The organism is Streptomyces sp. MMG1121 (assembly GCF_001280015.1).
Lineage (GTDB): Bacteria > Actinomycetota > Actinomycetes > Streptomycetales > Streptomycetaceae > Streptomyces.
Genome location: NZ_LGDV01000190.1, coordinates 82,081 through 94,291 on the forward strand (window position 1 = coordinate 82,081; position 12,211 = coordinate 94,291).

Genomic DNA, 12,211 nt, shown 5'->3' on the forward strand with positions numbered 1-12,211 from the left:
GTCCGCTGCCGTGTGTCGTGCATAGCAGCGGACTGTGGGCACAATTGGTTTCGGCGTCGGACAGCATGCAACAGATGGGGAGGCAGGGACGACGGTGGCGGAACGGAGCACGGCTGCCGTCGACGTGGCAGACAACAGCGGTGAGCAGCCGCTGACCGCCAAGGCGGAGCAGTCCACGGCCGACGGGGTGGCCAAGAACCCGGAGCGGGACACGGACAGCGACGAGGCACAGGGGAGCAGCGGAATCGACGGTGCCGGAGAGAAGACGTCGCCTCCAGAACTGCACAGCGGTCACAAGCTCGCCAGACGCTACCGCCTGGAGGAGTGCGTCACCCGTCTGGACGGATTCAGCAGTTGGCGTGCGGTCGACGAGAAACTCCGTCGTGCCGTCGGCGTCCACACCCTGCCCGCGGACCATACGCGGGCCCGTTCCGTCCTGGCCGCTGCCCGTTCCTCCGCGCTGCTCGGCGACCCGCGCTTCGTGCAGGTTCTGGACGCCGTCGAGGAGAACGACCTCGTCTACGTCGTGCACGAGTGGCTTCCCGACGCCACCGAGCTGACCGCGCTGCTCGCTGCCGGACCGCTGGAGCCGCACGACGCCTACCAGATGGTCAGTCAGGTCGCCGCCGCCATGGCCGCCGCGCATCGCGAGGGGCTCGCCCATCTGCGGCTGAACCCGAACGCCGTGCTGCGCGCCTCGACCGGCCAGTGGCGCATCCGCGGCCTCGCCGTGAACGCAGCGCTGCGCGGCATCAGCACCGACACCCCGCAGCGCGCGGACACCGAGGCGATCGGCGCCCTGCTGTACGCGGCGCTGACCCAGCGCTGGCCGTACGAGAGCGACGCGTACGGCCTCTCCGGTCTGCCCAAGGGCGTCGGCCTCATCGCGCCCGACCAGGTGCGCGCAGGTATCCACCGGGGCCTGTCCGAACTGGCCATGCGCGCGCTCGCCAACGACGGGGCCACCGCGTCCCGGCACGAGGCCGCGTGCACCACGCCGGAGGAGCTGGTGAAGGCGATCGGCGAGATGCCTCGCATCCGCCCGCCGGAGCCGGCGTTCACGGCCCCGCCGGAGTACCAGCGCACGACCTACCAGCAGGGCACGTACGGCCGCCCGGCGCCGCACCCCGGCGCCCCCCAGCCGATCGTGTCCCCGCCGCCCCCGCTGCAGAGCCGCACCGGCAAGGCCCTGAAGTGGGCCGTGTCGGCCCTTCTCATCGCGGCCCTCGGTCTGGGCAGCTGGCAGTTGGCGGACGCCCTGATGGACCAGGGGGGCAAGTCCGACGACACCAACAAGAGCCAGCAGACGGACGACGGGGACAAGGGTGCCTCGAAGTCCAAGCCGGTGCCGATAAAGATTCAGAACGCCCAGGAGTACATCGCCAAGGGCGACCCCCAGCGTCCCGGTGACGTCCCCAAGACCTATGACGGCAACACCTCCACGTACTGGCGGACCAGGAGCTTCAACGAAGGCCCGCCCATCGCCCCGTTCAAGCCGGGCGTGGGTATCGTCTACGACCTCGGCTCGGCCAAGAAGCTCAGCACGGCCACCATCGACATGCGCTACATGGGCGACCACACGACGGTCGAGCTGTACGCGGCCGACTCACTGACGCCGGCCTCGATGGACTCGATGGAGCAGATCGGCAAGGTCACCACCACGGACAAGACCGCTGACGTGAAGGTCACCAAGTCGGTGAAGACGCGCTACGTCCTCGTCTGGCTGACGGCCGTGCCGTACTCGGGGTATGACTCCACTCTGTACTCGGACGCCGGCTACAAGCAGGCGATCGGCGAAGTGCAGTTCACGGGCTGACGTCTCACCCGGACCGGAGGGGGCAGATGACGGAGGGCGCCGGATACGACGGGGTGGGCGACAAGGACCTGCTCGCCCGCCACGTGAAAGGCGACCCCGAGGCCTTCGGCGAGATCGTGCGGCGGCATCGGGATCGGCTCTGGGCAGTCGCGCTGCGGACGCTGGGGGACCGTGAGGAGGCCGCCGACGCGGTCCAGGACGCCTTGGTGTCGGCCTACCGGGCTGCCCATACCTTTCGGGGGCAGTCGGCTGTCACGACGTGGCTGCACCGGATCACGGTGAACGCCTGCCTGGACCGTGCCCGCAAGGCCGCCTCCCGGAAGACCGCTCCGGTCGACGACACCGAGCGGCTGGAGCAGCTGCTGGAGCCGCACGAGTCGGCCTCGGCTCCGGCCGAGCGCAACGATGTGCACCGCCAGCTGCTCGAAGCGCTCGGCACCCTCCCGCACGATCAGCGCGCGGCTCTGGTCCTGGTGGACATGCAGGGATATCCCGTGGCCGAGGCGGCCCGGATCCTCGACGTGCCGACGGGCACGGTGAAGAGCCGGTGCGCCCGGGGCAGAGCGAGGCTCCTGCCACTGCTCACTCATCTACGACCCGAGGGCGGGGGCGGAAAAGAACCCGGGCCGGGACGGAACCGGCTGCAGGGGACATCCGTCCCACCGGCAACGGGGACTCCGAGCGAGAGCCCCACGAACACGGGACCGAGCGATTCAGCCGTAGTGAAGGGCGGAGGTGGGCGAGCGTGACTTCCACGACCGACACGGCCGGGCACCCGGACGTCGAGGAGATCTCCGACCTCACCGAAGGCCTTCTTCCTCTGCATCGCAGCAAGGACATACGGCGCCACCTGGAGGGGTGCGAGCCGTGTGCGGACGTCCATGCCTCGCTGGAGGAGATCCGCGGTCTACTGGGGTCCATGCCGGAAGCGGAGCCCATGCCGGCCGACGTGGCCGCCCGTCTCGATGCCGCCCTCGCCACCGAGGCACTCCGCAGCGCCTCCCCCGGGGAGAACACCGAGGGGCATGTTTCACGTGAAACATCGACCCCGGCCGATCGCCCTGCCGGACGCCCGCAAGCGACGACCGGTCCCGGACGGAAGAAGAGCGGGCGCGGTCGGCGCCGCCGGACCATCGTGCTGGGAACGGTACTCACCGCCGCCGTCCTGGGAGCCGGAACACTGGTACTCCAGGCGCTCACCGGCGGTGGCACCACCACGACGGCTCATAACACGCCGAGCCCGTCCGTCAGTGCCTTCTCCGACGCCAGTGTCCAGAACCAGGTGCACGATCTGCTCGCCTCGAAGAAGACTCCGCAGCGGGGCCACGACAGTCAGCGTCCACGCTCCGGGGTCACCGACGACCAGGACACCCCCAAGGGCACCGAGAGCGCGAACACGTTGCTCCAGACGGCCATCCCCGTCCCCGACTGTGTCCGGCGGGCGATCCCGCGGAGCGATCAGGCCCTGGCGGCGAAGACCGGCATCTACGGCGGGAAGAGCGCCTACCTGGTCGTCCTGCCGGACCCCGACGACGGCTCACGCGTCACGGCCTACGTCGTCGACGCCGCCTGCATCAGTCAGCAGCCCGGCACCGCCGGCACCGTGCTCCTGAAGCAGGCTTTCGCCCGGTCTTGAGTCTGCTGGAACGGTCCGTCAGCCACCCCCACCCGGTATGCGTGTGCCCGGACACACTGGGAATGCGCGCCCCGTAGGATCCGTTGGGTGGGGTGAGAGTTCTGAAAGGTACTCCCACCGGTCGACTGACGCAGACCAGAGACGAGGAATATAGCCGTGAGCGATGTCCGTAACGTGATCATCATCGGCTCCGGGCCCGCAGGCTACACGGCGGCGCTCTACACCGCGCGTGCATCGCTGAAGCCCCTGGTGTTCGAGGGGGCCGTCACCGCTGGTGGCGCGCTGATGAACACCACCGAGGTGGAGAACTTCCCGGGCTTCCGCGACGGCATCATGGGCCCCGAGCTCATGGACAACATGCGGGCGCAGGCCGAGCGCTTCGGCGCCGAGCTCATCCCCGACGACATCGTCTCCGTCGACCTGACCGGTGAGATCAAGACCGTCACCGACACGGCGGGCACGGTGCACCAGGCGAAGGCCGTCATCGTCACCACCGGCTCCCAGCACCGCAAGCTCGGCTTGCCGAACGAGGACGCCCTTTCCGGCCGCGGTGTCTCCTGGTGCGCCACCTGCGACGGGTTCTTCTTCAAGGACCAGGACATCGCCGTGATCGGTGGCGGCGACACCGCGATGGAGGAGGCCACCTTCCTCTCGCGCTTCGCCAAGTCCGTGACGATCGTCCACCGCCGGGACAGCCTGCGCGCCTCCAAGGCGATGCAGGAACGCGCCTTCAACGACCCGAAGATCAAGTTCGTCTGGGACAGCGAGATCGCCGAGGTCCAGGGCGAGCAGAAGCTCTCCGGTCTGAAGCTGCGCAACGTCAAGACCGGCGAGCTGTCCGAGCTGCCCGTGACGGGTCTGTTCATCGCGATCGGCCACGACCCGCGCACCGAGCTGTTCAAGGGTCAGCTGGACCTGGACGAGGAGGGCTACCTGAAGGTCGCCTCGCCGTCCACCCGTACCAACCTCACCGGTGTCTTCGCCGCCGGTGACGTGGTCGACCACACCTACCGCCAGGCCATCACCGCGGCAGGTACCGGCTGCTCCGCCGCCCTGGACGCCGAGCGCTTCCTGTCCGCGCTCGCGGACGAGGACAAGGCCGAAGCCGAGAAGACCACTGCCTGACCATCCCCCCTCCGCCCCACCACACGATCAAGCAAAGGAGCCTGCCGTGGCCCTGAAGGCAGTAACCGACGCGTCCTTCGACGAGGACGTCCTCAAGAGCGACAAGCCCGTCCTGGTGGACTTCTGGGCCGCGTGGTGCGGTCCGTGCCGCCAGATCGCCCCGTCCCTGGAGGCGATCGCCGCCGAGCACGGCGACAAGATCGAGGTCGTCAAGCTCAACATCGACGAGAACCCGGCCACGGCTGCCAAGTACGGCGTCATGTCCATCCCGACCCTGAACGTCTACCAGGGTGGCGAGGTCGCCAAGACCATCGTCGGCGCCAAGCCCAAGGCCGCGATCGTCCGCGACCTTGATGAGTTCATCGCCGAGTGACGTTTCACGTGAAACACGAGTGGGCCAGCCCGGAAGGGCTGGCCCACTCGCTTTTGTCCCTGAGCTGAAGGTCGGCCGACGCTACAGCGGCCTCAGCGCCGGCTCCTTCTGGACGGCTCCCAGCAGCCGGTCGAGCGCCATCTCCACGTCTTCCTTCCAGGAGAGCGTCGACCGCAGCTCCAGCCGCAGCCGGGGGTGCGTCGGATGCTGCCGGACCGTCTTGAAGCCCACAGCGAGCAGATGGTCCGCCGGCAGCAGACAGGCAGGTTCCTTCCAGCGGGCGTCACCGAAGGCCTCTATTGCCTTGAAGCCCCGCCGCAGCAGATCCTTGGCGACCGCCTGCACCAGCACCCGGCCCAGCCCCTGCCCCTGATAGCCGGGCAGGACGAAGGCCGTCATCAGCTGGACAGCGTCCGGCGAGACCGGGCTCGTGGGAAAGGCTGTCGACCCCGGGACATAAGCGGGAGGGGCGTAGAGCACGAAACCCACCGGCGCGTCATCGACGTACACCACCCGGCCGCACGACCCCCAGTCCAAAAGGACGGCGGAAATCCAGCCTTCCTTCTCCGGTGCGGAGGTGCCCGCCCTTACCGCCGCTTCTCCGCTGACGGGGTCCAGCTCCCAGAAGACGCACGAGCGACAGCGTGGGGGAAGGTCCTGAAGGTTGTCCAGCGTGAGCGGCACGAGCCGACGCCCCATGAAGGCTGTTCCTCGCTTCCTTCGCCCGCCGCATCGCGCGCGGCTGTCAGAACGCTGCGTTCCCTGAGCAAGCCGCAGACGAATCCGCCGACCGCTCCAAGGCTCAGTCCTGCGCTCACCAGTCCGGTGCGGCTCATCGATCGCATGGCCCCCGTCTCCCCACTCAGAGATGCAGTTGCTGTCCGGTGGATGCGCCATACCATTTCGCATCGTATCCACGATGCGATTCACTCGATACCGCCTCAAAGCAAAGAGCGGGCCGTGTTCCGGTACACACCGGACACGGCCCACTTCCCGCACGACCGAGAGTCGGACGGGATCAGTCGTCCTGGTCCTCCACAACGTCCTCCTGCAGATCATGTTGGAGGACCGGGCCCTCGTCCGGCGCGAGGGTGCTCAGGATCCGCCGGAGATCGTCCACCGAGGCGAACTCGACGGTGATCTTGCCCTTCTTCTGTCCGAGGTCGACCTTCACCCGGGTCTCGAACCGGTCCGACAGACGGGTCGCCAGCTCGTTCAGCGCCGGGGAGAGCCGGGAGCCGGCGCGCGGGCCCTTGGGTCGCTGCGGCTTCTGGGGCCGCGAACCCATGAGGGTCACAATCTCCTCGACAGCTCGCACCGACAGCCCCTCGGCCACGATGCGGTGAGCCAGCCGGTCCTGCTCCTCAGGGTCCGTCACCGACAGCAGCGCCCGGGCGTGACCGGCGGAGAGCACCCCGGCGGCGACCCGCTTCTGGACCGTCGGCGAGAGCTTCAGCAGACGCAGTGTGTTGGAGACCTGAGGGCGGGAACGCCCGATCCGGTCGGCCAGCTGGTCATGCGTGCAGTCGAAGTCCTTCAGCAGCTGGTCGTAGGCGGCCGCCTCTTCCAGTGGGTTCAGCTGCGCGCGGTGCAGGTTCTCCAGCAGAGCGTCCAGAAGGAGCTTCTCGTCCTCCGTGGCCCGCACGATGGCCGGGATGGCCTCCAGGCCAGCCTCACGGCAGGCCCGCCAACGGCGCTCACCCATGATCAGTTCATAGCGAGCGGGCCCCAACTGCCTTACGACGACGGGCTGCAGAAGGCCGACTTCCCGGATGGAGGTGACCAGCTCCTGGAGCGCGTCCTCGTCGAAGATCTCGCGCGGCTGGCGCGGGTTCCGCGTGATGTCATCGAGGGGGATCTCAGCGAAGTGGGCGCCCATGGGAGGTGCGGGCACCTCCGCCACCGGACTGGCCGGGGGCTCTTCGACGTCCTGGGGCACCGGCGGGGGTGCCACCCTTGTGGCGGCCACCCCGCGGTCGGTCGTCAGCAGTGGAACCACCCCGGGTGAGGGGGACGCTCCGCCTCCCAGCACGGCCGGTGCCGGGTTCTTCTCGGTCGGGGCAGCGGGGATCAGTGCGCCGAGCCCTCGGCCCAGCCCCCTCCGTCGCTCGCTCACTGGATCCCCTCCACCATGCTCGGGTCGCTCTGGGCGCCGATATGAGCCTGGCTCGCGTCGTAGCTGATGCCGGTGCCCTTCAGCGCGATTTCTCGGGCCGCCTCAAGATAGGAGAGGGCGCCGCTCGATCCAGGATCGTAGGTCAGCACCGTCTGCCCGTAACTCGGCGCCTCGGAGATACGGACCGAGCGGGGAATGCTCGTCCGCAGCACCTCGTCGCCGAAGTGGGTGCGCACCTCTTCCGCGACCTGGGAGGCAAGACGCGTCCGGCCGTCGTACATGGTGAGCAGGATGGTCGACACATGCAGCGTGGGGTTGAGGTGCCCCCGCACCAGGTCGACATTGCGCAGCAGCTGGCCCAGGCCCTCGAGTGCGTAGTACTCGCACTGGATCGGGATGAGCACTTCCTGGCCCGCCACCAGCGCGTTGACCGTCAGCAGGCCGAGCGAGGGCGGGCAGTCGATGAGGATGTAGTCCAGCGGCTGCTCGTATGCCTGGATCGCCCGCTCAAGCCGGCTCTCCCGGGCCACCAGGGACACCAACTCGATCTCCGCACCGGCGAGATCGATGGTCGCGGGAGCGCAGAAGAGACCCTCGACGTCCGGGACGGGTTGGACGACCTCGGCGAGCGGCTTGCTCTCCACCAACACATCATAGATGGAGGGAACTTCGGCGTGGTGGTCGATCCCGAGGGCCGTGGAGGCGTTGCCCTGGGGATCGAGGTCGATCACCAGGACCCGCCCGCCGTGCAGCGCCAGCGAAGCGGCAAGGTTGACGGTGGTCGTCGTCTTGCCCACGCCGCCCTTCTGGTTGGCGACCACGATGACTCGGGTCTGCTCCGGTCGCGGCAGACCTTCGCCGGCGCGGCCCAGAGCCTCTACCGCCAGTTGGGCCGCACGACCGATCGGAGTGTCGTCCATCGGAGGCGGTGTTTCACGTGAAACATCCGCCCCCATCGACTCGGTTCGGGGACCGGGGACCGGATCGGTCATCGGTCCCGCGATGTTGGCGTCGGACCGCAAGGATTCACTCTCCTCGACTTCAGGCTCGCAATGAACAGAGCCTCCCATGTCTTCAGGGTCGTGAACCAGTGAGGCCTGGTGTTCTGTGGAGAAATCCACCTCTGTGGACAACTCCGGTGCCTCTCTGAGTGAACCGAGAGGCTTTCGGTCGCGAGGTTCGGCCGCAGCGCGACCACGACTGATAATGCCCTGCAGCAGTGAGCGACGTTTCACGTGAAACACGATGCACAGCCGCTACGACCAGACCTCCGCGACACTCCGTCCTGCATAGGTTTGGCAGCTTGTGTGGAGTACGTCTTCTCGTCAGGACGGATCAACGGCGCCGGCGTGCCCGACCCGTCCGTGCCGCCTTCGCCCGCTTCGCCGCGAACCGCACACCGCCGGGGCTCTCCCCGACCTCGACCCGCACCACGGTCGACAGCGGATCCACCACGCCCTCGCCCACATGCAGGATGGACGTCTCCACCGCGCCGAGCTTGCTGAGGGCCGTGGCCGCGGCCTTCAGCTCCTCCTCCGCGGTGTCGCCCTTGAGCGCCAGCATCTCGCCGTAGGGACGCAGCAGCGGAATGCCCCAGGTGGCCAGCCGGTCCAGCGGGGCCACGGCCCGAGCGGTCACCACATGGACAGGCGACAGCTTGCCCAGGACCTCCTCGGCGCGGCCACGCACAACGGTGACGTGATCCAGGCCGAGCAGTTCGACGACCTCGGTGAGGAAGTTGGTGCGCCGTAGCAGGGGCTCCAACAGGGTGATGTTCAGGTCGTCGCGGACCAGGGCCAGCGGGATGCCGGGCAGCCCCGCACCGGAGCCGACGTCGCAGACCGTCACGCCCTCGGGAACGGCCTCCGAGAGCACCGCGCAGTTGAGAATGTGCCGCTCCCACAGGCGCGGCACTTCGCGCGGACCGATCAGGCCACGCTGCACGCCCGCCTCGGCGAGCAGCTCCGCGTAGCGGACCGCATCGGCGAAGCGATCACCAAACACTTCCCGCGCCTGTTCGGGCGCGGGGGGAAGCTCCGCTGCCTCCGTCACGGGGACCGTCCTTCCGTACAGCGCCGGCGCTTCGCGCACCGACCACCAGAACTACCAGGCTGACAAAGTTCGGCCCCGTCTGCTCAACAGACGGGGCCGGTAAAACGTGGGGACCGATCAGGCAGGCAGCACGACGACGAACCGCTGCGGCTCCTCGCCCTCGGACTCGCTGCGCAGTCCTGCGGCCTTGACCGCGTCGTGCACCACCTTGCGCTCGAACGGGGTCATCGGCTCGAGCTTGACCGGCTCGCCGGTGTTCTTGACCTCGGCGGCGGCCTTGGCACCGATCTCGGACAGCTCGGCCCGCTTCTGGGCCCGGTATCCGGCGATGTCCAGCATCAGCCGGCTGCGGTCGCCGGTCTCCCGGTGCACGGCCAGGCGCGTCAGCTCCTGCAGTGCCTCCAGCACCTCGCCGTCGCGGCCGACCAGCTTCTGCAGATCGCGGCCGCCGGAGTCGCTGATGATCGACACGGAGGCGCGGTCGGCCTCGACGTCCATGTCGATGTCACCGTCGAGGTCGGCGATGTCCAGCAGACCCTCGAGGTAGTCCGCCGCGATCTCACCCTCCTGCTCCAGGCGGGTCAGGGTGTCTACACCCTCGGCAGCGGCAGAGGTGGTGCCTTCCGTCACGGGATGGGCTCCTTCTTACTTCTTGGAGGGGGACTTGGGCCGCTGCGGGCCACCCTTGCGCTGGCCGGACTGGGCCTTGCTGCGGGTGCCGGAGCTGGGGTTCCGGGGCTGCTGGGCAGTGGAGGGCTTGGCGTCCTGCGGCTCGTCGGACTTCTCCAGCGAGGTGGACTCGTCGTCCGGCTTGGACCCGCCGGACTGACGCTGGGCCTTGGACTGGCGCTTGGGCTGCTGGCGCTTGGCGGCGGTCGCGGTACCGGTACCGGTACCGGTCGTGGTGATCGCGCCGTCCTCGGTCTGCGCCGCGGCCTGGCTCGCGCTCGTCTCCACGGTGCCGTCGGCCAGGGCGGCGAGACCGGCCTTGTTCAGCGAGTTGATGAACTTGCGCTCGAACTCGTTGCGGTCGCGGCCCTTGGCGACGATGGCCTTGACGATGGTCTTCTCGCTCCGCCGGCGGACCTTGCCGTGGTGCGTGACGTGCTTGGTCAGACGCTCGAGGTAGGCGGCCTGAGCCTTGGAACCCGGGGTCGGGTTGTTGCGGATGACGTACATCTGCTGACCCATGGTCCACACGTTCGTCGTCAGCCAGTAGACGAGGACACCGACCGGGAAGTTGATGCCGAAGACGGCGAACATGACCGGGAAGACGTACATCAGCATCTTCTGCTGCTGCATGAACGGCGTCTTCACCGTGGTGTCGACGTTCTTCGTCATCAGCTGGCGCTGCGTGTAGAACTGCGACGCCGACATCAGGACGATCATGACCGCGGTGACGACCCGCACATCGGTGACCGTGGCGCCCAGGGCGTGGACGGTGGCGGAGCCGTCCTTGAACTTCGCGGCGAGCGGGGCCCCGAAGATGTGCGCCTTACGAGCGCTGGCCAGCAGCGATTCGTTGATGACGCCGATCGTGGTGCCCGACGCGATGCCGTTGAGCACGTGGTAGAGGGCGAAGAAGAACGGGGACTGCGCCAGGATGGGAAGGCACGAGGAGAGCGGGTTGGTGCCCGACTCCTTGTACAGCTTCATCATCTCTTCGGACTGACGCTGCTTGTCGTTCTTGTAGCGCTCCTGGATCTTCTTCATCTCGGGCTGCAGCGTCTGCATGGCCCGGGTCGCCTTGATCTGCTTCACGAAGAGCGGGATCAGGCAGATACGGATGAGGATCACGAGGGACACGATGGACAGGCCCCAGGCCCACCCGGTGTCAGGGCCGAAGATCGCGCCGTACACCGTGTGGAACTGGACAATGACCCATGAAACGGGTGTCGTGATGAAGCTGAAGAGGCTGGCAATCGTGTCCACTAATCATGCTCCTTGGGCATGGGACGAGGTCTCTGCGGCCGGGCTCGGAGAAAGCTCGGAAGCGAGCTTCGCTTCGGTGGCCGGTTCGGCGGCGGAGGGCCCGCCCTTGCGTGCGCGCCAAGCGTTGCGCAGCATTTCGTGCCACCGTGGACGCTTGCGCGGCGGAACATGGTCCACACCGCCCAGCGACCACGGATTGCACCGGAGGATGCGCCAGGCGGTGAGTGCCGTTCCCTTGATCGCACCATGCCGGTCGATGGCCGTGTAGCCGTAGTGGGAGCACGACGGGTAGTACTTGCACACCGGCCCCAGCAATGGACTGATCGTCCACTGGTACAGCTTGATCAGAGCCAGCAGCGGGTACTTCATCGCGCGCCCCCTCCCAGCAGCCGCTGAAGGGCGGCATCCAGGTCTCGGGCCAGCTGTGCATGGTCTGCGTCGCCCGATCCGGGCAGCGCTCGTACGACTACCAGGCTACCGGGGGGAAAAAGGGCGACTCGGTCACGCATCAGATGACGCAGTCTGCGCTTCACTTTGTTGCGCACGACCGCTCCCCCCACAGCCTTGCTCACGACGAAACCCGCACGCGTCGGGGGAGCGCTCTCCCCTGGCGCGTGCGGGTCCGTGGCACCGCTACGAAGGTGGACGACGAGCGTCGGGCGTCCTGCCCGACGACCCCGTCGTACCGCGGTCGCGAAGTCTTCGCGCCGCCTCAGCCGATGCTCGGTAGGCAGCACGACGTCATGACCTGATCAGATCAGGCGGACAGGCTGGCGCGACCCTTGCTGCGGCGGTTCGCGAGAATCGCGCGACCGGCACGGGTACGCATCCGCAGGCGGAAGCCGTGGGTCTTCGCGCGACGACGGTTGTTCGGCTGGAAGGTGCGCTTGCTCACTCGGGGGCTCCAGAAAATCGGTAGTGGCGGGGTGCCGTCTTGGCTGTCACCGTGCGCCCACGAGTAGCTCGCGTCACGCCCGAGTGCACCGCTTCCCGATCACCCGAAGTGACCTGTGCCCATCGGAGGCAGGCGGCAGCAGCCATCGACAACTCGACCTGGTTACGGTACGCGCGGCTACGCCATCCGGTCAAACCGAGGGTCACAGAGAGACACTATCCACAGGCTGGGGACAACAACTTGAACCGTACCCGCCGCGCTGACTA

14 protein-coding genes are annotated in these 12,211 nt (G+C 68.0%); 5 read left to right on the forward strand and 9 right to left on the reverse strand.

From position 1 onward, the window contains the following. Positions 1-94: 94 nt before the first annotated feature. The 5 genes from ADK64_RS19850 to trxA all read left to right on the forward strand — a co-directional run bounded on the left by ADK64_RS19850 (position 95) and on the right by trxA (position 4,950). A complete protein-coding gene (locus ADK64_RS19850; protein WP_053660822.1) occupies positions 95-1,816 on the forward strand; it encodes a protein kinase family protein in 1,722 nt (573 codons plus the stop codon). Between the two features lie 26 nt (positions 1,817-1,842). Beyond that, positions 1,843-2,565, forward strand: a complete 723-nt coding sequence (sigM, locus tag ADK64_RS19855) for an RNA polymerase sigma factor SigM (protein WP_053660824.1) — start codon at positions 1,843-1,845, stop codon at positions 2,563-2,565. Continuing rightward, positions 2,562-3,452: an anti-sigma factor family protein gene (locus ADK64_RS19860; RefSeq protein ID WP_053660826.1), complete on the forward strand. Its 891-nt coding sequence runs from the start codon at positions 2,562-2,564 to the stop codon at positions 3,450-3,452. The genes sigM and ADK64_RS19860 overlap by 4 nt, the downstream gene beginning before the upstream one ends. A gap of 156 nt (positions 3,453-3,608) precedes the next feature. Beyond that, positions 3,609-4,577, forward strand: coding sequence for a thioredoxin-disulfide reductase (trxB, locus tag ADK64_RS19865; protein ID WP_053660828.1), 969 nt, complete (start codon positions 3,609-3,611; stop codon positions 4,575-4,577). Beyond that, on the forward strand, positions 4,570-4,950 hold the full coding sequence (gene trxA, locus ADK64_RS19870; protein ID WP_420713008.1) for a thioredoxin: 381 nt from the start codon (positions 4,570-4,572) through the stop codon (positions 4,948-4,950). Before trxB ends, trxA begins: the two co-directional genes overlap by 8 nt. Positions 4,951-5,031: 81 nt before the next feature. On the opposite strand, the gene ADK64_RS19875 is transcribed toward trxA, so the two are convergent. From ADK64_RS19875 to rpmH, 9 genes are all read right to left on the reverse strand, one after another. Next, complete coding sequence (locus ADK64_RS19875) at positions 5,032-5,649, reverse strand: GNAT family N-acetyltransferase (RefSeq protein WP_053660832.1); 618 nt, start codon at positions 5,647-5,649, stop codon at positions 5,032-5,034. A gap of 319 nt (positions 5,650-5,968) precedes the next feature. Beyond that, positions 5,969-7,066 (reverse strand): ParB/RepB/Spo0J family partition protein, encoded by a 1,098-nt coding sequence (locus tag ADK64_RS19880; protein WP_053660833.1) that lies wholly within the window; start codon positions 7,064-7,066, stop codon positions 5,969-5,971. Continuing rightward, a complete protein-coding gene (locus ADK64_RS19885) occupies positions 7,063-8,136 on the reverse strand; it encodes a ParA family protein (RefSeq protein WP_078992755.1) in 1,074 nt (357 codons plus the stop codon). The genes ADK64_RS19880 and ADK64_RS19885 overlap by 4 nt, the downstream gene beginning before the upstream one ends. Before the next feature lie 265 nt (positions 8,137-8,401). Then, positions 8,402-9,118 (reverse strand): 16S rRNA (guanine(527)-N(7))-methyltransferase RsmG, encoded by a 717-nt coding sequence (rsmG, locus tag ADK64_RS19890; RefSeq protein WP_053660838.1) that lies wholly within the window; start codon positions 9,116-9,118, stop codon positions 8,402-8,404. Positions 9,119-9,235: 117 nt separating this feature from the next. After that, the gene (locus ADK64_RS19895) at positions 9,236-9,748 is read right to left on the reverse strand and encodes a protein jag (protein WP_053660840.1); all 513 of its coding nucleotides are present in this window, start codon (positions 9,746-9,748) and stop codon (positions 9,236-9,238) included. A gap of 15 nt (positions 9,749-9,763) precedes the next feature. Next, on the reverse strand, positions 9,764-11,050 hold the full coding sequence (gene yidC, locus ADK64_RS19900) for a membrane protein insertase YidC (protein WP_053660842.1): 1,287 nt from the start codon (positions 11,048-11,050) through the stop codon (positions 9,764-9,766). Between the two features lie 3 nt (positions 11,051-11,053). After that, positions 11,054-11,419, reverse strand: a complete 366-nt coding sequence (gene yidD / locus ADK64_RS19905; RefSeq protein WP_053660844.1) for a membrane protein insertion efficiency factor YidD — start codon at positions 11,417-11,419, stop codon at positions 11,054-11,056. Beyond that, entirely contained in the window at positions 11,416-11,787 is a 372-nt protein-coding gene (gene rnpA / locus ADK64_RS43180; protein ID WP_078992730.1) for a ribonuclease P protein component, read from the reverse strand. Before rnpA ends, yidD begins: the two co-directional genes overlap by 4 nt. Before the next feature lie 20 nt (positions 11,788-11,807). Then, the gene (gene rpmH, locus ADK64_RS19915) at positions 11,808-11,945 is read right to left on the reverse strand and encodes a 50S ribosomal protein L34 (protein WP_005482975.1); all 138 of its coding nucleotides are present in this window, start codon (positions 11,943-11,945) and stop codon (positions 11,808-11,810) included. Between the last annotated feature and the right edge of the window lie 266 nt (positions 11,946-12,211).

Excerpts from the sequence above, each read along its gene's own strand:
- ADK64_RS19885 (WP_078992755.1), bottom strand. The coding sequence starts at position 8,136 with ATGGGAGGCTCTGTTCATTGCGAGCCTGAAGTCGAGGAGAGTGAATCC.
- yidD (WP_053660844.1), bottom strand. The coding sequence starts at position 11,419 with ATGAAGTACCCGCTGCTGGCTCTGATCAAGCTGTACCAGTGGACGATC.
- sigM (WP_053660824.1), top strand. The coding sequence starts at position 1,843 with ATGACGGAGGGCGCCGGATACGACGGGGTGGGCGACAAGGACCTGCTC.
- ADK64_RS19875 (WP_053660832.1), bottom strand. The coding sequence starts at position 5,649 with ATGGGGCGTCGGCTCGTGCCGCTCACGCTGGACAACCTTCAGGACCTT.